Raw genomic sequence first — 21,735 nt, 5'->3', positions numbered from 1 at the left:
GATAATGCTATTCATTAAATGAAATGGACATATATCTAAATGATGATGGCTATTCACTAAATGAAATGGACATATATCTAAATGAAATGGACATATATCTAAATGAAAATGGCTATTCACTAAATGTAATTGACATATATCTAAATGAAAATGGCTATTCACTAAATGTAATTGACATATATCTAAATGAAAATGGCTATTCACTAAATGAAATAGACATATATCTAAATGAAAATGGCTATTCACTAAATGAAATAAGCTTATATCTAAATGATGATAGCTATTCACTAAATGTAATTGACATATATATAAATGAAAATGGCTATTCACTAAATGAAATGGACATGTATCTAAATGATGATGGCTATTCACTACGCCGTTGCCCGTGTCATCATGGGCAATATTTTGTTGATTTGTATGCTCTTGAAGACACGAGCAATGGCACAAAATTTTGTGACGTTTTAACCAAATAAAAACAGATTGGATATTTAGAAATAAATACTTAGTTTTAGTAGAGTGTGGACTTACTAACGAGTTCAGATATATGTAATATAACTGACATAAGGCTATGTTTTTATAGTTTATGGCGGTTATATATTCGTTAGTGGCAACCTTAAATAACGACAACAATGACAATACCATTTGGACGAGCCTTATACTATCCTCACATTAATTTCCACGACCATAATTGGTTGAAATTTGCCGCATTGTATTATGACGGAATAGACAGAATTGTTCCAAGTGATGACTTATTAGAAGAGGTAGATTTAATAGAGAGAATTAATGACACCGCAACAAGTGAGGAAAATTTGTTCGTTAGAAGTGTAAGACCTGGATATTATGCTGACCGAATTGCTTACGAATTTATAGAGTATGCAAGAACAGAACTATCAGACGAAAACAAACGAAAGCAAATATTTCAGAGAGTTTCCCAATTTGTAAAACCGACAGACACATATTTTATTCACGTGATGAAGATGGGTAGAGAACTTTTAGAAGAACTTCCAAGATTGAATTTACCAGTAAAAAAATTCTCTCTTGAGTTTGAAGACTGGATAGAGTTTGACTCAATTACAGGAGCATTATATATGTCGAGACTTGCAAATTGTATTGCCACAAATAAATCAATGCCAATTGTTTCAGACGACCCAAATTTTCAATCAATAGTAAGAGAAGCCCAAAAAGAAAGAGTAACCAATGACATAAGCGAGACATTGGCATCAATGGTAATTCAATCAGTAATTCCAAAGAATATTGAAGCCATAACATCAAAACAAATTATTGAATTTAGAAAAAACTTTAAGGACGAACGTCAACAATTTTATTTGAACATTAATGAACTTGTAAAAGATTTATATCAAATACAGGATGAACAGTCTCTTAAAGATGCACTTCATTTCAGAAAAGACGCAATTGAACGAGCGACAAAAGATATTGAAGGAATTTATAAATCATTAAAAATTGACACTGGACTAACGTTAATGGCTCTTTCCGTTCCATCATTTGCCTCTGGACTTGGTTGGGTTGTTGCAGGAGTTGGGCTTGTAGCAGTTGCAGCAGGTAAATTGACACTTAAAGGAATTGAATATCAAAAAACAAAGAGAAATAGTCCATACTCATATGTTTTGACTCTTAAAAATCAACTTGACAAAGAAGAATTTGCTGAAGCGTTATTAAAAGGAAAACTCATAGTATGACAAGAAAGGCAGTCACTAACAGCCGTTTCGCAAAAGCGGGGGTTTCGTGCTTCTATGACAGTGAAGTGCTAAATTCAAGCTTTGTGCATTTAATTAACTACGCCGTTGCCCGTGTCATCACGGGCAATATTTCGTTGATTTGCCAATTAAACTGGTGAAATGCTCGTGGAGACACGAGCAATGGCACTTAAAACAAAAAGCGTTGAAAACCATTGGAAGTTTTCAACGCTTTTTTATTACCAGATTCGGAAACCGAATTACTGTCCTTTTACCATTTTTACGAAGGCTTTTGTATCGCCGTCTAAATCTGTGGAAGTACTTAGCATTTTGATAAAGGCACTACCAATAATTGCTCCTGCCGAATGGGATGATGCTTTTTTGAAGGTTTCATTATCTGAAATACCAAAACCGATGAGTCTTGGGTTTTTCAAATTCATAGCATTTACTCTTTCAAAATACTCTTCTTGTGCATCTGAAATACCAGATTTTGCCCCAGTAGTACTTGCCGACGAAACCATGTAAATAAATCCATGTGATATTTCGTCGATATGTCTGATTCGGCTTTCGCTGGTTTGAGGCGTAATCAAGAAAATATTCAGAATACCATACTTATCAAAAATGGCTTTATATTCTTCTTCATATACGCTTGCTGGCATATCTGGTAAAATCAAACCATCAATGCCTACTTCTTGACATTTCTGACAAAAAGCTTCTACGCCAAATTGTAAAACTGGATTTACATAACCCATCAATAAAATAGGTACTGTAATTCCTTCTTCACGAATACCCGCCAATTGTTCAAACAAAAGCTTTACCGTCATGCCATTATCCAAAGCCACTTGGTTAGCTTGTTGAATCGTTTCGCCATCCGCCACAGGGTCTGAATAAGGCATTCCGATTTCGACTAAATCTGCTCCGCCTTCTTGTAAAGACTTCAAAATCAATTTTGTATCATTGATTTTTGGGAAACCAGCAGTAAAATAAACATTAAGATTATGAGTCTTTTTTTCTGAAAAAAGTGCTGTAATACGGTTCATATAACGAAAGACCTCACCCCCCGCCCCCCTCTCCTGCTGAGAGGGGGAGGTACTTTAGAGTTAGAATTTCCTTCATTAAATCACATTGACTAAATAGTAGATTTTCAGCTATCAACAATATTGACTATCTGGCAGAAAATGAAAACTCCCAAGTTTAAGCTCCCCCTCTCAACAGGAGAGGGGGCTGGGGGGTGAGGTTATTTTATTGTAAAATTCCTTGAGATAATTCTTTAAAGTCAAGTCCATCAAAAGTACCTGACGACATCATTAATAAATTACAGCCACGCCATCGCTCGCCTAATAAAAAGGCTTTCAGCGCATCACGCTCGGTAAAAACTAATAAATTCGGATTATTGAAATGGCTCTTAATGTCTTCGGGCGTAATGGCTGGCAATTTTTTATGTGCCAATGTTTTCGGACTGAAATAAACGATGGCGACATCGGCAGCATTCAGTTTATTTACGTACTCTCCCAAAAAGTTTTTATTCAAGCTACTGAAAGTATGGAGTTCCAAACAAGCCACTAATTTACGATTCGGAAATTGTGCTTTTACGGCTTTGGTGGTTGCTTCTACCTTTGAAGGAGCATGAGCAAAATCTTTATAAATGATTGTTTCATCGTTTTGGGCTACTAATTCCAAACGTTTTGCTGCACCTTTGAAAGACGGAATTGCTTGGTAAAACTCCTCTTCTTCGATACCGATTTGAGAAAGTACCAGTTTTGCACCATTCAAATTTTTTAGATTATGTTCTCCGAATACTTCAATTTCCAATTCTTTTTTATCAGGTAAAATCAAGAATGTTTTACCATTTTTTACTTTATGCTGATGAGCTTTGTATGGAAATTTACGAACGCTCTCGAAGTTCTTCTCCCCTATTTTATTGACTAATTTATCTGTTTCATCATAAATAAAGCTACCTGCCTTGGGCAAAGTGTCAGCTAATAATTCAAATTGATGTACGTAGTCGTTGAAATCTGGATAAACGTTGATATGATCCCAAGCAATACCAGACATCAACATCACGTGTGGATGATAATGTAAAAACTTAGGTTGACGGTCGATTGGCGAGGATAAGTATTCGTCACCTTCAATCACAATGACAGGAGCATCTGACAAACTTGCCATCGTGTCAAATCCTTCGATTCTTGCCCCAACCATATAATCAAATTTGCGTTTGTGGTACTTCAACACGTGCAAAATCATTGAAGTAATGGTCGTTTTTCCATGACTTCCCGCAATGACAACTCTCTGCTTGTGCAAGCTTTGGCTGTAAATAAATTCAGGATATGAATAGATTTTTACGCCTAAAGCTTGGGCTTGGGCTAATTCAGGATTATCCACACGAGCGTGCATCCCTAGAATTACACAATCTAAATCGCTAGTAATTTTCGATGGAAACCAACCGATTTCGGCAGGAAGTAAACCTTTTTCGCCTAACAAAGTTCTTGAAGGCTCATAGATTTCATCATCCGAACCTGTTATTTGATAGCCTTTATTATGTAAATCGATGGCTAAATTGTGCATGGCAGCACCTCCAATAGCAATAAAATGTATTTTTTTCATGAAACCTGTTTACGGAAAGTAATCCCCGTAGAAACTAATTCTAAAAACGGAACGTTAAATATAGAATAAATCCAATTTTTATGCTTGCAAAGGTCATACTTTTATTGCACTTTTGCACGCTTTTTTATTGTAGCTTTTCGTTAATACCAAACAACGAAAACTTATCTTTACTAAATAAAACTTCTGAGATTAAGTTTCACGAAGATATAAGTATTTTTAATCAAAACCCCGCATTTATGCTTTTCGCAGTAGGATGAAAAATTACATTGACCTAATTGACCAAACCATTGAGTTTCCAACCTTGGAATTCAACATTGACCAAGACAATGAACTTTTGTTCAATAATGTTCCACTTATGGACATTATCCAGCAATATGGTACACCCTTGAAAATTACGTACTTACCAAAAGTTGGCGAGCATATCGAGAATGCCAAAAGGATGTTTAAGAACGCCATCAAAAAGTACAACTATAAGGGAAATTATACTTATTGTTATTGTACAAAATCTTCCCATTTTAAGTTTATTGTTGAGGAGGTTCTTAGTCACAATGTTCACCTCGAAACATCTTCTGCTTTCGACATTTCACTTATTCGTGATTTGTACAGAGAAAATAAGATTTCTAAGTCGAATTATATCCTTTGCAACGGCTATAAATTACCCCTTTACACACAGTATATCAGCGAGTTAATCAATGAAGGCTTTAATTGTATCCCAATTTTGGATAACCTTAAAGAGATTGACTTTTATGATAAATTTGTAACGACAGAAACCGTAAATTTGGGTATCAGAATCGCTACAGATGAAGAACCTGACTTTGCTTTTTATACTTCTCGTTTGGGCTTGCGTTACTCAGATGTGATGGAATTGTACAAAAACAAAATCCAAAACAGCGAACGTTATAAACTAAAAATGTTACACTTTTTCATCAATACAGGTATTAAAGATAGTGCCTATTATTGGTCTGAATTGAGCCGTTTTATTTATAAGTATTGCGAACTGAAGAAAGTTTGTCCTGAATTAGATTCTATCGACTTAGGCGGCGGTTTACCAATCCAAACTTCTTTGCAATTCAATTATGATTATCAAGCAATGATTGACGAAATCGTTGAATCAATTTCATGGATTTGTAATAAAAGTAACGTGCCTGTTCCGAATTTGTTTACGGAATTTGGTTCTTATACGGTTGGCGAAAGTGGTGCAGTTTTATACGAAATCATCGACCAGAAGTTACAAAATGATAAAGAATTGTGGTACATGATTAATGGATCTTTCATTACTCAATTGCCAGATTCGTGGGGAATGAACCAAAAATACATCATGTTGCCAGTGAATAACTGGGGAAGTCCTTACCAAAAAGTAAATTTAGGCGGACTTACTTGCGACTCGATGGATTTCTATAATACTGAAGCCCACAGTTCAGATTTGTATTTACCAATTTTTGAAGAAGGACAAGAACGTCAGTTTGTAGGTTTCTTCCATACTGGTGCTTATCAAGAATCCTTGGGCGGTTATGGTGGTATTCAGCACTGTTTGATACCTGCTCCAAAACACGTAATTGTGGACAGATTAGAAAATGGAACGATTACAACTCGCCTTTTTGCCGACGAACAAGGTAAAGAAGGCATGATGACGATTTTGGGCTACGGAGAAAAAGAGGACAAAGAAGAAAAAGTATTTATCCTAAGTCAAGATGAATTGACATTGGCAGAAAACCTTTCGATGGTAGAACAATGATTTTCTGAGTAATGAGTTTATAGCTCGTAAATCTTTGGAAATTAATTAATTGCGAAACAATATTTATTTATTTCGTAATTTAACGTAAGAGTAACGCTTTACTACTACTTACATACAAATTTTAATCATGAAAAAAGCTAGCATCATCATTGGTTTTTTGGCAGTTTTGTCTTTAGCATCTTGTGCAAGAAAAAATAATTGCCCAGCTTACGGAAGCACAAGTATTGACAAGCCAACCTATAAAGGTAGAAATTAATACTTTCCGCTAACACATTGAAAAAAGCAACAACAGAGGAAATTCTCCTTAGTTGTTGCTTTTTCATTTTCTGAAAAACATACAAGATTTTGTTCAACTCAATAAATCGTGTTAAGTTTACACGATTTATATTTTCATTAGATTTTCCTCAAAAAATATTAATCATTTACAGTAAAAAGACAATCATGCAAGCATTTATTTTCGATATGGATGGCACAATGGTGGACAATATGATGGTTCATCACCGTGCCTGGCAATTAAAATTAAAAGAATTAGGACTTGATTTAAGTCTTGAAGAAGTAAAAGAACGTTGTCATGGGAAAAATGAGGAAATCATTGAAAGATTATTTCCAAATCGTTTTACTCCAGAAGAACGCTACCAAGTTTCTTTTGAAAAAGAAGAGCAATATCGAGCAGTATTTAAAGATGAACTTCGTTTAATTGATGGACTCCAAGCATTTTTAGACGAAGCTAAAGCGGCTAATATTCCCTTAGGAATTGGTAGCGCAGCACCTGCCGAAAATGTAGATTTCGTATTGGATAATTTAGGAATTCGCCATTATTTTACTTCTGTTGTACATTCTGGTTTAGTCAATAAAGGCAAGCCCGATCCAGAAGTATTTGAAAAAGTAGCAAAAGAGTTAGGCGTTTCATTGGATAGAAGCCTAGTTTTTGAAGATTCTCCAACTGGTGCTAAAACTTCTATAAATGCGGGTTGTCAAACAATTATCTTAACAACTACGCACGATAAAACTGAATTTGAAGCATTTTCAAATATCAAATTGTTTCTAAACGATTATCAAAACCTCACGGTTGAATACATAAAAAGCCTTTTTTAACCTTTAGCATTATTACACAACATGAAAAAAAGTATCTTTTATTTAGTACTCTTCTTTACAATTGTTTATTCAAAAACACAGGCTCAAGACAAAGTATTATTGTTTTCTTACTTCGTTGATAACGGACAAGATGGATTACATTTCGCTTCAAGTACAGATGGTTTAACTTGGAATGTTGTAAAAAATGGAAAATCTTTCTTGAAACCTGCTGTTGGTAAAGATAAATTAATGCGTGACCCTTGCATTATTCAAGGAGCTGATGGCGAATTTAAAATGGTTTGGACAAGTGGCTGGAATGATAGAATTATTGGTTATGCTTCTTCTAAAGACTTAATCAACTGGTCGGAACAACAGGCAATTCCTGTAATGGAACATGAACCAACTGCTAAAAATGCTTGGGCTCCAGAAGTATTCTATGATAAAAAGACAAAAAATTATTTGATTTTTTGGGCAACAACCATTCCAGGAAGACATTCAGAAATTGGAGAAACTGAGCGTGAAAAAGGTTTGAATCACCGAATTTATTATGTAAAAACTCGTGATTTCAAGACTTTCACTGAAACTAAAATGTTTTTCAATCCTACTTTCAGTGCAATTGATGCTACGATTTTAAAAGATGGAAAATGGTTTTATATGTTTGTGAAAAACGAAAATCCAAAACCAGCAGAAAAGAATATTAGAATTACTCGTTCTAAAAAAGCAGAAGGCCCATATCCAACTGAAGTATCCGCACCAATCACTGGAAAATACTGGGCAGAAGGACCAACAAGTGTGAAAATTGGTGAATATACTTATGTTTATTTTGATAAATACACTGAGCATAAATATGGTGCTATCCGTTCTAAAGATTATAAAACTTGGGAGGATATTTCTGATAAAGCCGTTTTTCCAAAAGGACTTCGTCATGGAACTGTATTTGAAGTATCAAAAGATGTTTATGATAGATTGATAGCAGAATAAAATTGTACTACGACTTTCCAAGTCGTACAGGAAAAGCAAAAAAGTGGTAACCCGAAAGAGTTACCGCTTTGTGTTTATAAAATGTAAATTCTCTAAGGTTTTACTTTTGCATCTTTAGCAGCCTCCAATTCTTTAATTCTTCCTGTTGCCAAAGTAATGTATTCTGTATTTTTTTTATTTTTTGATGAAAGATACTGTTTATATAACTTCAAAACTTTTGTTTTATTTATTGATTTCCAATCATTTACTCTAGCAATCAAATATAAGTAATCGTCTTTTGCAGAATACTCCCATGCTTTTTGATAAGCATCAATTGCGGTATTATATCGGGCATTCTTTTCGTCGATAAAACCTATTCTTTCATAATATTTAGGTAAATCATCCGATAATCCAGCATTAATAGCTTGTTGAAAGTAGTCCAGTGCTTTATCTTCTTTTTTAAGTTTTGTATAGCATAAACCAAGGTAAAAAAAGGCTGGTTCTGATTCAATTTCTACTGATAAAACTTTTTCAAAACAAGCAATTGACTGCGGAATACTATCTAAATAAAAGTAAGAGTAACCCAACAATTGCTGATAACTAATCGTAGTATCGCCCAAAGCCATTGCTTTTTTGATAGATGTAACCACTGGTTTAAAATTACTTTCTCGATAATTTGCTCTGGCTTTTAAATGCCAAAGTGCGATATAAGTTGTATCTAAAAGCATTCCTTGATTTATCAATTTATGAGCTTCTGGAATACTGTCTGATTTCACCAATAGTCGTCCTAATTCTACAATACTTTCTATATCTGTTGGACTGATTGAAATTGATTTTTTGAAATAAATCTTCGCCAGAGAATCTTCTGAGAACTTTAAACAAATTGTTGCGTAGCTTTTATAAACGAAAGCATTTGTAGAATCAATTTTCAATAAAGTTTGATATATTTTCTTGGCCAAAAATAATTTATTACTTTTTTCATAAAGGCTAGCCAAACTCATCATCGCCAAAGTATTGGCTGGTTCTTTCTCTAAGGCAGATTGATAGTTTTCAATTGCCTCTTTTATTCTTCCCACTTTCACCAAACAAAAAGCTAAATCTAGGCGACAAGGAATCGTTGGACAATCTTTCAAAATACCAATTGCTTTTTCATATTGATATTGACGAATCAAATTTTGAGATTCAATATCCGACTGAGCTTTCCCAAAACTCATGCAGATGAATGTCAATAATAGTGAGTAGTAAAGTCTAGTCATTATTTGTCTTTTAAATGCTTAGCTATATAACTATAAAATTAGTTTTTAAATTTGTAGATTCAAAATGAAAACTAAAAATTAAGTTACTATTTTGAATCAAAATTTTGTTCTTTAAAAAGAATTTTACAGAGGCAAAAAATAAAGGATAAACAACTGATTAATAAAAAGTTATACTCTTATAAAGTCGTATTAAGCTTTCTGAGAAGTCAATAAAATAATTTCATTGGTCGATGATACAGAAATTTTAAATTCTCATTTATGAAATTTTCTTTATTAAGAATAAAAACGTTCATTTTATTTGCAATGACGTTGCATTGTATTATTTTTGCAACATGATTACAACAATGGAACATACACATCGTCATACTTTAAAAATAGAAAAGGTTGGTTTTTACCTTTCTATTCTTTGTGCGATACATTGCATAGCTACTCCAGTACTTATTACGCTCATTCCATTTTTGGGTGGAAGCTTAATCGCTGACCATTCTTGGGAATTATGGTTTATTGGTGGAAGTATTTTGTTAGCAGGAATTATCTTGTGGATAGACTATAGAAAACACTTAAATACTATTCCTCTTTTACTCTTGAATGGGAGTTTACTTATTAAGTTAACCGAAGTACTTTGGTTAGGAGAAAGTTTTGAATTTATCACAGGTAGCATAGGAGCTTTATTAATTGCTTCAGCATATTATATCAACTGGAAAGCAAAAGTAAAATCTTGCGATTGCTAAGAGTTGTTTTTTAAAAATCATTTATCCAAAATCCCTTTCAACCGCTGGAAGGGATTTTTTGTTTGTATAAACTATCTCTGAGATTCGTAAATCTATCTTTTTTGCGGGATTTTGCGACTTTTTGAAAGGATTGATTACGCTAAGTATCTAAAACTTCTCTTTTAGAAGGATATGATTTACTAAAACCGAAAGAAGTGATTCATAATTAATCTGAAAGCTTATTGACTCCTACAAATCGAAATTTATAGCCAACAGTATAATGTTTAGCTACAAAAACCTTAATTTTAATAAATTTTAAAATACTTCATTTACAACCAATGAGCAATGATTACAGATATATCTCCTAATTTACTTCAGTCCTATCAAAAGGAAATTAATTCTTATGATGAAATCTTGGGAGCAAACGGTCAAGTAAAGCCTCATTGGAAAGCCCTTTTTGCTACTTTAGAAAAAATTGGCATGAAGGAATTTCATTCTCGCAATGTTGAAATCATCAATAAGCTTCGTGAAAATGGGGTTACTTATAATGTTTATGAAAATTCAGGAAGTTTAAATCGCCCTTGGCAATTAGACCCTATTCCATTTCTGATTGAACAGCAAGAATGGAACAATATCGCTAAAGGACTTAAACAAAGGGCTTTAGTATTAGATTTAATGCTCAGAGATATTTATGGTCCTCAGCGTTTAATCAAAGAAAATATCCTTCCTCCCGAATTAGTTTATGGTAATACAGGCTTTTTCAGGGTTTGTAATGATGTAAAACTTCCTTCGGAAAATCAATTAACACTCTATGCTGCTGACATTGCTCGTGGTCCTGACGGCAGAATGTGGGTACTTGATAACAGAACACAAGCACCTTCTGGAATGGGCTATGCCCTCGAAAACAGAAGTGTGATGAGTAAAATCTTGCCCGAACTGACGAATGGTATGTTTGTTAGCAGGCTTTCTCCTTTCTTTCATAATTTTCAACAAACGGTTTCTTCGCTGGCAACCAAAGCGAAAGACCATCCTAATATTGTTTATTTAACGCCCGGTTCAAATAATGAAACCTATTTTGAACACGCCTATTTAGCCACTTATTTGGGTTACACTTTGGTACAAGGTGATGATTTACTGGTGCGTGATGGATTCGTTTGGTTAAAATCTATTGACGGTTTAGAGAAAGTAGATGTTATCGTCAGAAGAATTGATGATGACTGGTGCGACCCACTAGAACTTCGTCAGGATTCTCGTTTAGGAATTCCAGGTTTATTGCACGCCATTCGTTTAGGAAATGTTTCGGTGATAAATCCTCCTGGTTCAAGCGTACTTGAAAGCAATGGTTTACTGCCATTTATGAATGCAGCTTGTCGTTTCTTTTTAGGTGAAACCCTGATTATGCCATCAGTAGCTACTTGGTGGTGTGGACAAGTCAAAGAGATGAATCATGTTTTGGCGAATCTTCCAAAACTGATTATCAAAAGCACCAATCGTAAACAGAAATTAAGGTCTGTTTATGGTAAAAGCTTATCGAATCAAGAATTAGATGAGCTTCGAAAAGATATTCTCAGAAACCCATCTGAATTTGTTGCTCAAGAAGAAGTAAGTCTTTCTACCACGCCCGCTTTGGTGAATGGTAAAATAGAACCTCGCTTTGCTGCTTTACGTGCCTACTTGGTTTCTGACGGAAAGAATTATCAAGTAATGGAAGGTGGACTTACCCGAAGTTCTGCCGTGAGAGACCGCTTTGAGATTTCGCATCAATATGGAGGTTTTTCAAAAGACACTTGGATTGTTTCAGATAAAGTAGTGGATATTCCACAGAAAATCGTCGTTCAGCAAACGGCTTCTTCTGTAATTCATCATACTTCACTGCCAAGTAGAAGTGCTGAGAACCTTTTTTGGGTAGGGCGTTATTGCGAAAGAACCATGGCAACAACCAAGTTCTTAAAAATTACAATTAATGCTTTACAAGAAAACGTAAACTTTGGCGGTTCGGTAAAGTCTGAACACATCCCTGTTTTATTAAAATCTCTTACGCATCTTACGCTTACTTATCCTGGCTTTATTGATGAAGAAAATCCAGCACTTCTGAAGAAACCTTATCAGGAAATTCATGATTTGGTCTTTAATTCTAAAAGAGGTGGTACAGTTGCGTGCAGTGTAGAATCTTTTTTAAGAGGTGTAATTACAGTAAGCGATAAATGGAGCCATGACACTTGGCGTATTATCAACCTGATAGAGAATAGTTTAAAGAAAATAAAAAGCTCTGACCCAGAAGTAAATAACCCAAACGTCATCCAGAAAGTATTAGATAAACTACACACTCGTTTATTTACTTTCTATGGCATTATTTCGGAATCAATGCCGAGAGACAAAGGCTTTTATTTATTTGAAGCTGGTAAATGGATTGAAAGAATTTTATCAAGAATTAGCATTATTCGCTCTACCTTTAGTTTTAAAAATGACCTGAATGTTGAAAATGATTTGGTTGAAGCAGTATTAATTAATCATCATTTATTGGTTCATTATCGTTTATTATATAAATCGCACTTAAGTTTAGAGGCGATGTTAGATATGGTATTGCTTGAAGAAAATTTACCTTATTCTTTAAGTTATCAATTAGATGCTTTGGCTGAATGCCTTTCTAAATTACCCAAAACATCGCAGTCTGAAAGATTAACCAAAGCCGAGAAAGCAGTTTTAGAGGCATCAACCAAAATCAAATTAACGGACATTTCAACCCTGAGTACGTATGACGCTGAAACTTTATACCGAGAAAATCTAGATAGCTTATTAGCCAATATTTTTGATTTAATTTCATCGGTTACAGTCAGTTTAACAGATTTGTACTTTACGCATACCGTCATTCAGCACTCATTAATGGAAAATCCAGAAAATAGTGATACCAATGAAATATAACCTCACACACCAAACAACATATAAATATTTTGATCCTGTGAACAGCTATCACAGTTTGGTATGCCTGAAACCAAAGACGATACCTTCACAGATATGTCATAGTTTTTCAATACAAATTAGTCCAAAACCTTCTGAAATAGTAGAAAGGAGTGATTTTTTTGGAAATAGTATTCATTACTTTTCAATACAATCTGCTCATCAAAAATTGATTGTAAAAACGGAAAGTAAAGTAGAAACTTTTACAAAAATAATTAATACCCAAGCTTCTGTTTCTTGTAAAGAAGCCAGAGAAAAAGTAAAAAATATAAGTAGTCTAAAAATAGAACTTTTACAATATTTACTGCCTAGTCCATTCATTTATTGGGATGAAGAAATTCAGGTTTTTGCCCAAGATTGTTTTCCAGACGAACGCTCTTTATATGAAAGCGTAAAAGCACTTTGTCATAAAATTTTCACTGAATTTTCGTTTGTTTCTAACTTTACCAATATCAATACGCCCATCAAAACAGTATTGAAAGAACGTAAAGGAGTTTGTCAGGATTTTTCACATTTAGCTATCGCTTGCTTGCGAAGTTTAGGTTTTGCGGCTCGTTATGTCAGTGGTTATTTAGAAACACTTCCTCCTCCTGGCAAAAAAAAATTACAAGGTTCAGATGCTTCTCATGCTTGGATTTCAGTGTTTATTCCCAATATTGGTTGGTGCGAATTTGACCCAACCAATGACTTGGTTCCTCAAGAAAGGCATATCATTACAGCTTATGGTCGAGATTATAGCGATGTTCCTCCACTAAAAGGAATCATTTTTAGTTCAGGAAAACATACTTTATCGGTTTCGGTAGATGTAATTCCATTGCTTTAACAACAATGACTATTGGTATTAAATTGTTAATTACTCACTCATTTCTAAATCACTCATTCACTAAATAGCTAAGAAATCAGGTGCTTTTTGCCTATATTTGAGAAATAACATATTAATTCCTAAATGATTAACCCAAAACAAATCAAAGAACAAACTTTTCGTGATAGAATTAAAGGTGAAATACTTGAATTCTTTCGCTTAAATGAAGATACAGCTTGGTCGCTCAACCAAGTACATAAAGCATTTGCCGTTCGTGACCGCAGTACAAAAACCTTGTACGGAGAACTTCTTGAAGACCTCCACAAAAATAAAAAAATCATCCGTCAACAAAACGGAAGTTATATTATTGATACAGAAACCCAATTTGTTGTTGGACGAGTTGACCATGTAAATGCTCGTTTCGCCTTTGTCGTTGTAGAAGACCGTGAAGACGATATTTGGATAAATACTCGTGAACTCAACGGTGCTGTTGACGGCGATACCGTAAAAGTATTAGTTTTTCCAAAAGGTAAAAAAGGCACAACCAGAGCCGAAGGCGAGGTTGTAGAAATTATAGAAAGAGGCAGAAAAGAATTAGTGGGTACGATTGAAATTTTACCTAATTATGCTTTTTTCACACCTGATGCTAAGAAAATATTCCAAGATGTATTCATTTCAAAATATGATATTGCTGATGCTCAAAATGGCGACAAAGTAATCATCAAGATTATGAGTTGGCCAGAGAAAGAACGTAAAATGGAAGGGCAAGTCATAGAAGTTTTAGGAAAAGCTGGTGAAAACAATACCGAAATGCACGCTATTTTAGCAGAATTTGGTTTGCCAATCAATTTTCCAAAAGCGATTGAAGATGAAGCCGAAGCAATTCCTGTTAAAATTTCTGCCGCAGAAATCAAAAAGCGTCGTGATTTCAGAGAAACAACAACTTTCACGATTGACCCTGCCGATGCCAAAGATTTTGATGATGCACTAAGTTTTACTTTCTTAGAAAATGGCAATTACGAAATCGGAGTACACATTGCAGACGTTACGCATTATGTTTTACCAGAAAGTAATTTAGAAGCCGAAGCTTTTAAAAGAGCTACTTCGGTATATTTGGTGGACAGAGTTGTACCGATGTTACCAGAAAAATTATCAAATGGTTTATGTTCACTTCGTCCGAATGAAGATAAATTAACTTTTTCTGCCGTTTTTGAAATTACGCCAGAAGCCAAAGTTGTTGGCGAATGGTTTGGTAGAACCGTCATTCATTCAGACAGAAGGTTTACTTATGAAGAAGCACAAGAAGTATTGGATGGCGAAGTAAGTAATGTAACATCTGAAGAAGTTCAACCAACTGAAATTGTAGCAGAAGAACCCAAGAAAAAAGGACGTAAAAAGAAAACGGATGAAGTAGCAATACTTCCGAATTTCTCGAAAGAACTTTTAACGCTGAATCAATTAGCTCACAAACTTCGTGACGAACGTTTTGCTAAAGGTGCTGTAAATTTTGAAACCGTCGAAGTAAAATTCAATTTAGACGAAAACGGAAAACCGCTTGGGATTTATCAGAAAATCAGAAAAGATTCGCATAAATTGATTGAAGAATTCATGTTACTTGCCAATAAAAAAGTAGCAGAATATGTCTTTAATTTACGTAAAACCGAACCAAGAAATACGATGGTGTATCGTACTCACGATGCCCCAGACCCAGAAAAGTTGAAAAACTTCTCCACTTTTGCTAAGCGTTTTGGTTATAATGTACAAACGGAAGTTTCGCAGATTAGTACTTCTTTTAATGCTTTAATGCACGATGTAGAAGGAAAACCAGAGCAAAACATTCTGGAAAATTTGGCAGTAAGAACAATGTCTAAAGCTAAATACAGCACCGACCCCGTTGGTCACTTTGGTTTGGCATTTCCGTTTTACTCGCATTTTACCAGCCCGATTCGCCGTTATCCAGATATGATGGCACACAGAATGCTTCAACATTATTTAGATGGCGGACAACCTTTGGAGCGTGCTCCTTGGGAAGCTCGTTGCAAGCATAGTTCAGAAATGGAGAAAATGGCTGCCGAAGCGGAACGTGCTTCTATCAAATACAAGCAAGTAGAATTTATGAGCTTGATGGAAGAAGGCAAAGTTTGGGAAGGAATTATTTCTGGCGTTACAGAATTCGGAATTTTTGTAGAAATTACAGAAACAGCTTCCGAAGGTTTAATCAGAATGAATGATTTGAAAGATGATTTCTACGATTATGACCGTGATAATTACAGAATCGTCGGACAGAGAAATGGACGAGTATTTACTTTTGGCGATAAATTACAAGTAAAAGTGAAAGAATGTAATTTAGGACGCAGAAGTATGGATTTGACTTTAGTTGGCAATGATGGCGATGGAAAAAGAAAAACCAAACCATCGCACCGTGGCGATTCAAGACATAAATCTAAAAGCTCAAAATCAGCACCAAGAGGCGATAGACGCTCGAAAAGTTTTGAAACGAAAGAACGAAAAAAGAGAAAATAAAAACAAAAAGAGATAGCGATTTGCTATCTCTTTTTGTTTATTGTAAAACCAGTTCACTTGCTTTTAGCAAATTACTGGTTGTTAATTCTGAAAGTGATTCTTCTGGTTTTTCGGTTAAATGAATGGTTTTTACTCCAGCTTTTTTTCCTGCTTTAATATCACGGTGTGCATCGCCAATCATCCACGAAGCATCACGATCTATTTTATATTTGGCGATAGCCTTTTCAATCATCAAAGAATCTGGTTTGCGAGTCAATGATGCTGAATTAAATTTTTCGTGGTGCGGACTAAAGTAAATATCATCTAATAAATTTCCACATTGTTCTTGAAAATAGTTATGGCATTTCCAAACATCTTCACGAGTATAAATTCCTTTGGCAATTCCCGACTGGTTTGTAATTACAATTAGTAAATATCCCGCAGCCTTAAATCTTTTCAACGCCTCAATAGCTCCCTCTGGAATAATCAAATCCTCAAGTCGGTACACATAATCAACTCTATCAATGTTCAATACGCCGTCACGGTCTAAAAAAATACATTTCTTCATCACTTATAAATTTAGTCAATAGATAAAAACGACTTTGAAAAACAAAATAATTTGGTTCAAAGTTAAAATCACAGTACAATATAACTATTTTGTTATTTTTTTGTACAATTTATTCTGTTTTTTTATCTAACGGTAATAGTATTCAGATTTTTCACAAAAAAACGCAGACTTTCTGACAAGTCTGCGTTTTTCGCTAAAAATCTTTAGATTTGGGATTTTGGTTGTCGGTCATAAGATTTCGGAAATCGGATTTTAGATATTGGATTTCAGACTTCGGCTGTCAGCAATCGGATTCATACTTTAATTAAAATAAATCTGAATCTAAAAATAGCTTTGTAACAAAAAATAAATCCGAAATCTGAAGACCGAAAGCCGACAGCAGAACGCCAAACTACAATTTATCCCAAGGAATACGGCTCAATAATAAAACCAAACCTAAACCAAAGAAAATCAAAGCATTTTTATGACGAACAATTGCGTCGGTAGCACGTTTGTTCTTTGAATAACCTACGGTAATCAAAGCAATAGCAATAATGTTTGTTAGGATATGTTCTACTGCAATTTTACGGTACTCGGCAATTTTCATTACTTCAGAACCGAAATCTGTAAAAGCTTTCATTCCGAATGGACTTAAGAACAAGTATAAAACCAAGCCAATCAATAATTGTGTGTGATTAGAGATTAGGAAGAAAAGACCAAACTTACGGTCAGTTTCAGTGAAATCACTTTTTGAACTTAAACCCATTGCCGCACGGACAATCACGATAAGCCCTAGAATCATCACGACAAAGAAAAGTGTCTTATGAATTAATTGAAAAATTTCGTACATAAATTTTGGGTTTTGATTTGTCAATTTTTCTCAAAGATAATAAACAAAGGTTTCGTTTATCATGTAAATTTATAAAAACATCAAAACGGTGTATAGATATGAATTATGATGTATAAATTATGAGATTGTAATGCCTATAATAAACTTAAGTATTCATTATGTCGCAATTTTATAAGAACATCAAAACGGTGTATGTATATGAATTATGAGATAGTAATGCCTAATTCATAAGAAACGAAGTTTTCATTATGCAGTAATTTTATAAAACATCAAAACGGTGTATGAGATATAAATTATAAATGACAATCTCATAATTCATATCTAAAAAAATCACTTCATCCACAAAAAATCATGAAAAAACAATTACTCATCACATCTCTCTGTTTGGCAAGTATGGCTTTCGGAGCATTTATCTCTAAAAGACTAGAAAATGAAAGCATTACGATTGACATCGTAAAAAAAGCGGAAAAAATTATTGGCTTAGAATTTACTCAACCAGAAGCCGATTCCATGTTAATTGAACTCAATGATACTCGTAAAAACTTTGAAGAAATCAGAAAAGTAGAACTCAAAAACGAAATTGCACCAGCTTTAGTGTTCAATCCATTACCTACAGGTTTCGAATTTGAAAAAGGTACTTCTTCTTTTAAAGCTTCAAGTATTTCAACGATTGCACTTCCAAAAGATAAAAATGATTTAGCTTTTTACTCTGTTAGACAACTTGCGGCACTCATCCAAAGCAAGAAAATTACTTCACTTGAGCTAACAAAATTCTTTTTAGAACGACTAAAAAAGTACGATACACAATTGGCTTGTGTCGTTACACTCACGGAAGATTTAGCCTTACAACAAGCCACAAAAGCAGATGCAGAAATAGCTGCTGGCAAATACAAAGGTCTATTACATGGAATTCCTTACGGAGCAAAAGATTTATTAGCAAAAAAAGGCTACAAAACCACTTGGGGTTCTGTACCATACAAAGACCAAGTATTAGATTATGATGCCGTCGTAATTCAGCGTTTAGAAAAAGCTGGTGCTGTTTTATGTGCAAAACTTACTTTGGGAGAATTAGCTTGGGGAGATGTTTGGTTTGGCGGAACAACCAAAAATCCTTGGAATTTAAAACGTGGCTCTTCAGGTTCTTCGGCAGGTTCGGCTTCATCAGTGGCGGCAGGATTATTACCTTTTGCCATTGGTTCCGAAACATTGGGTTCAATCGTTTCGCCTTCTTCTGAATGTGGTGATACAGGTTTACGTCCTACTTTTGGCAGAGTTCCAAGAACTGGTGCGATGGCTTTGAGTTGGAGTATGGATAAATTAGGACCGATTTGTAGAATCGTTGAAGACTGTGCTATTGTTTTTAATGCTATTTTAGGAAAAGACGGACAAGACCTAAGTGTGATTGACGCTCCTTTTCAGTTTGATGGTAACAAAAAAGACTTAAAAGGCATCAAAATCGCATATTTGAAAAAAGATTTTGAAGGAAAATATCCTAACAAAACACAAGATTCACTCACTTTAGTTACGATGAAAAAATTAGGTGCTGAGTTAATTCCTTTAGAATTGCCTAATTTACCTTCAAACGATATTAGTTTTTTGCTCAGTGTAGAAGCTGCCGCAGCATTTGATGAATTGACTCGTTCAGGAAAAGATGATTTAATGGTGCGTCAAATAAAAAATGCTTGGCCAAACGCTTTCAGAGCAGCAAGGTTTATTCCAGCAGTAGAGTATTTACAGGCGAATCGCCACCGAACTTTATTGATTCAGGAATTTAACAATAGGCTGAAAGGAATCGACGTTTACTTATCACCTGCCTTTGCCAGCAGAAATTTAACAATGACCAACTTAACGGGACATCCTTGCGTAGTTTTACCAAACGGATTTCGTGCGGAAGGTCGCCCAACAAGTATTACTTTTATGGGAAAATTATTTGGCGAAGGCAAATTATTACAAGTAGCTAAAATTTATCAAGATGCCACAGATTTCCATTTGAAGCATCCTAAATTATAAAATATGTACTTCAAACAATTGCTATTATCGGTAGCTTTGGGTTTTCCCTTAGCTACTTTTTCCCAAGAAGTAAAGCAGGAAGAAGCTTTGCAAAAAATGGTAGAAAGCGAAAAAAACTTTGCTCAAATGTCAATTGACAAAGGCACAAAAAACGCTTTTTTGGCATTTTTAGGAACAGATGCTGTTGTTTTTGACAAAGGAATGCCTGTAAATGGTATTGAACATTGGCAGAAAATAACGTTTAATCAAAGTTTAAATTGGCAACCTTATTTTGCAGAAATAGCAGGTTCTGGCGATTTTGGTTATACCACTGGCAACTGGCAAGTTTACGATTCAAAAACACAAGCGAAAGCCTTGGTATTTGGTAGTTTTGTTTCGCTTTGGAAAAAACAAGATGATGGCAATTGGAAAGTGGCGGTTGATATTGGCGTGAATCATGCTGAAAATACCAACAAAAATGCCTCAGTAACCAAGAATTATCCAGTTTTTAAGCCAACTGAATTAAAAAATAACGCTACCTTCGCCGAACGTTTTGTTTTTATGAACGACCATTTTTATTGGAAAAATGCGAAGAATTCTCCCAATCCTTTTGAAGCTCATTTATCACAAAATGTAAGAATTTTCAGAAATGGACAATTGCCCATTCTTGGAAAAGAAGCAGCCAATCAGTTTTTGAAAAAATCGTATGATAAAAAACTGATTTACACAGGTTTAAAAGTAATTGCTTCTTCTTCTGGAGATTTAGCTTGTGTTTATGGCACAATCTCTGGCAATGGAAAAACTGGCAATTATTTAAGAATGTGGCGACAAGAAGCAAAAGGTGTCTGGAAAATTACCCTTGAAATCGTTAGTATTTAATTCAGCATATTCTAATTTATCCATCATGTACGCTTTAAAAAACTGCCAAATATTTACCTCAGAAGAGATTCTTACGGATAAAATCTTAGTCATTAAAGGCACTAAAATTGCTAAAATTTTGAATGATGATGAGATTGAAGATTTAGATAATCTTTTTCCTGATATTCAAATCATCGATTTAGAAGGCTATAACATTGCTCCATCTTTAATTGATGCTCAAATTTATGGCGGTGGTGGCAGTTTGTACAATTCAAAAACAACAGAAGAAACAATCTATAATACTTATTTGGAAATTCGCCGTGCAGGAACAACGCATTTTCAGATTACGCTTTCTTCTACGCCTTTAGAGAAAATTTTAGAGGCGATTGAAGTAGCTAAAAGCTATCTTAAAAACGGCGGACAAGGTTTGGCAGGATTGCACATTGAAGGTCCTTTCTTTAGTTTTCCCAAAAGAGGTGCACACGTTGCCGAGTTTATTCGTAAACCAAGTATTGAAGAATTAACAACCATCATTGAAGCATGTAAAGGTTTACCAACCTACATGACCATCGCTCCAGAAGAATTTACCGACGAACAACTTGATTTACTTTTACAGAGTGATATAAAAATTGCTGCTGGACACAGCTCTGCTACTTATCAGCAAGCTAAATATGCTTTTGATAAAGGCATTAAAAGAGTAACGCATTTGTTCAATGCAATGTCGGCATTTCAAGGGCGTGAACCAGGTTTAGTTGGTGCTACTTATGATTCAGAAGCTTGGGCAAGTATTATTCCTGATGGTATTCATGTGGATTTTACCAGTGTAAAAATCTCTAAAAAAATCATGGGTAAAAGGCTCTTTATCATTACTGATGCTGTAACCAACGATGTTTCAGGAGATTATAAATTTATTCATGCTGGCACGCATTATACAGATACAAAAGGTACGCTTTCTGGTTCTGCTTTAACGATGCTTCAAGCAGTAAAAAACTGTGTTGAAAAAGTAGATATTCCTTTACCTGAAGCGTTAAGAATGGCTTCAACTTATCCTGCCGAAGTACTTGGACTGGAACATTCTTTGGGTAAAATTCAAAAAGATTATCAGGCAAATTTATTTATTTTCGACGATTCTCTTAATATAAAAGGTTTAATTGAAAATGGCTGTTTGGAATGGTTTTAGGAATAATTGTGAGTGT

General features: G+C 34.6%; 18 protein-coding genes and 1 pseudogene. 14 read left to right on the top strand and 5 right to left on the bottom strand.

All coding sequences use genetic code 11. The features are described 5' to 3' along the window. Positions 1-23 precede the first annotated feature (23 nt). Positions 24-473, top strand: a complete 450-nt coding sequence (locus VB776_RS18830; protein WP_323698416.1) for a hypothetical protein — start codon at positions 24-26, stop codon at positions 471-473. 156 nt (positions 474-629) lie between these two features. Beyond that, positions 630-1,697, top strand: a complete 1,068-nt coding sequence (locus tag VB776_RS18825) for a DUF6236 family protein (protein WP_323698415.1) — start codon at positions 630-632, stop codon at positions 1,695-1,697. A gap of 257 nt (positions 1,698-1,954) precedes the next feature. On the opposite strand, the gene trpA is transcribed toward VB776_RS18825, so the two are convergent. Together trpA and VB776_RS18815 are read right to left on the bottom strand one after the other, a co-directional pair. Beyond that, entirely contained in the window at positions 1,955-2,734 is a 780-nt protein-coding gene (gene trpA / locus VB776_RS18820; protein WP_323698414.1) for a tryptophan synthase subunit alpha, read from the bottom strand. A 202-nt stretch (positions 2,735-2,936) separates the two neighbouring features. Then, positions 2,937-4,298 (bottom strand): UDP-N-acetylmuramate--L-alanine ligase, encoded by a 1,362-nt coding sequence (locus VB776_RS18815; RefSeq protein ID WP_323698413.1) that lies wholly within the window; start codon positions 4,296-4,298, stop codon positions 2,937-2,939. 253 nt (positions 4,299-4,551) lie between these two features. Here VB776_RS18815 and VB776_RS18810 point away from each other — a divergent pair, with 253 nt between their 5' ends. The 4 genes from VB776_RS18810 to VB776_RS18795 all read left to right on the top strand — a co-directional run bounded on the left by VB776_RS18810 (position 4,552) and on the right by VB776_RS18795 (position 8,088). Beyond that, positions 4,552-6,033 carry a type III PLP-dependent enzyme domain-containing protein gene (locus VB776_RS18810; protein ID WP_184136233.1) on the top strand — a complete coding sequence of 494 codons (1,482 nt, stop codon included), beginning with the start codon at positions 4,552-4,554 and terminating at the stop codon, positions 6,031-6,033. A gap of 127 nt (positions 6,034-6,160) precedes the next feature. Further along, a complete protein-coding gene (locus VB776_RS18805; RefSeq protein ID WP_323260648.1) occupies positions 6,161-6,289 on the top strand; it encodes a hypothetical protein in 129 nt (42 codons plus the stop codon). 185 nt (positions 6,290-6,474) lie between these two features. Further along, entirely contained in the window at positions 6,475-7,128 is a 654-nt protein-coding gene (locus VB776_RS18800; protein ID WP_323698412.1) for an HAD family hydrolase, read from the top strand. A 21-nt stretch (positions 7,129-7,149) separates the two neighbouring features. After that, positions 7,150-8,088: a glycoside hydrolase family 43 protein gene (locus VB776_RS18795; protein WP_323698411.1), complete on the top strand. Its 939-nt coding sequence runs from the start codon at positions 7,150-7,152 to the stop codon at positions 8,086-8,088. Between the two features lie 92 nt (positions 8,089-8,180). Here VB776_RS18795 and VB776_RS18790 read toward each other — a convergent pair whose 3' ends face one another. After that, positions 8,181-9,323 (bottom strand): tetratricopeptide repeat protein, encoded by a 1,143-nt coding sequence (locus VB776_RS18790; protein ID WP_323698410.1) that lies wholly within the window; start codon positions 9,321-9,323, stop codon positions 8,181-8,183. 344 nt (positions 9,324-9,667) lie between these two features. Here VB776_RS18790 and VB776_RS18785 point away from each other — a divergent pair, with 344 nt between their 5' ends. The 5 genes and pseudogenes from VB776_RS18785 (at position 9,668) to VB776_RS18765 (ending at position 16,316) form a co-directional block, all read left to right on the top strand. Further along, positions 9,668-10,054, top strand: coding sequence for a MerC domain-containing protein (locus tag VB776_RS18785; protein ID WP_323698409.1), 387 nt, complete (start codon positions 9,668-9,670; stop codon positions 10,052-10,054). Positions 10,055-10,378: 324 nt separating this feature from the next. Beyond that, positions 10,379-12,955 (top strand): circularly permuted type 2 ATP-grasp protein, encoded by a 2,577-nt coding sequence (locus tag VB776_RS18780; RefSeq protein ID WP_323698408.1) that lies wholly within the window; start codon positions 10,379-10,381, stop codon positions 12,953-12,955. Continuing rightward, positions 12,945-13,130 (top strand): annotated as a pseudogene (locus VB776_RS18775) (transglutaminase N-terminal domain-containing protein); the annotation flags it as partial. The gene VB776_RS18780 and the pseudogene VB776_RS18775, both read left to right, overlap by 11 nt. Before the next feature lie 30 nt (positions 13,131-13,160). Next, complete coding sequence (locus VB776_RS18770) at positions 13,161-13,814, top strand: transglutaminase-like domain-containing protein (protein WP_323698445.1); 654 nt, start codon at positions 13,161-13,163, stop codon at positions 13,812-13,814. A 123-nt stretch (positions 13,815-13,937) separates the two neighbouring features. Then, on the top strand, positions 13,938-16,316 hold the full coding sequence (locus VB776_RS18765; protein ID WP_323698407.1) for a ribonuclease R family protein: 2,379 nt from the start codon (positions 13,938-13,940) through the stop codon (positions 16,314-16,316). Positions 16,317-16,353: 37 nt separating this feature from the next. On the opposite strand, the gene VB776_RS18760 is transcribed toward VB776_RS18765, so the two are convergent. Both VB776_RS18760 and VB776_RS18755 read right to left on the bottom strand, forming a co-directional pair. Then, the gene (locus tag VB776_RS18760; protein ID WP_323260665.1) at positions 16,354-16,863 is read right to left on the bottom strand and encodes a D-glycero-alpha-D-manno-heptose-1,7-bisphosphate 7-phosphatase; all 510 of its coding nucleotides are present in this window, start codon (positions 16,861-16,863) and stop codon (positions 16,354-16,356) included. A gap of 391 nt (positions 16,864-17,254) precedes the next feature. Next, positions 17,255-17,692 carry a hypothetical protein gene (locus VB776_RS18755; protein ID WP_323260667.1) on the bottom strand — a complete coding sequence of 146 codons (438 nt, stop codon included), beginning with the start codon at positions 17,690-17,692 and terminating at the stop codon, positions 17,255-17,257. A gap of 351 nt (positions 17,693-18,043) precedes the next feature. On the opposite strand from VB776_RS18755, the gene VB776_RS18750 reads away from it, so the two are divergent. From VB776_RS18750 to nagA, 3 genes are read left to right on the top strand one after another with little or no spacing between them, the layout of a single operon-like run. Next, positions 18,044-19,702 carry an amidase gene (locus VB776_RS18750; RefSeq protein WP_323698406.1) on the top strand — a complete coding sequence of 553 codons (1,659 nt, stop codon included), beginning with the start codon at positions 18,044-18,046 and terminating at the stop codon, positions 19,700-19,702. A 3-nt stretch (positions 19,703-19,705) separates the two neighbouring features. Beyond that, positions 19,706-20,560, top strand: coding sequence for a DUF4440 domain-containing protein (locus VB776_RS18745; protein WP_323698405.1), 855 nt, complete (start codon positions 19,706-19,708; stop codon positions 20,558-20,560). A gap of 25 nt (positions 20,561-20,585) precedes the next feature. Further along, entirely contained in the window at positions 20,586-21,719 is a 1,134-nt protein-coding gene (nagA, locus tag VB776_RS18740; RefSeq protein WP_323698404.1) for an N-acetylglucosamine-6-phosphate deacetylase, read from the top strand. The last annotated feature ends 16 nt before the right edge of the window (positions 21,720-21,735 follow it).

The sequence above is a fragment of the Arcicella gelida genome, from assembly GCF_034931025.1.
GTDB lineage: Bacteria > Bacteroidota > Bacteroidia > Cytophagales > Spirosomataceae > Arcicella > Arcicella gelida.
The sequence above is the reverse complement of the archived record's forward strand: the minus strand, read 5'-3'. Positions and strand labels throughout refer to the sequence as shown.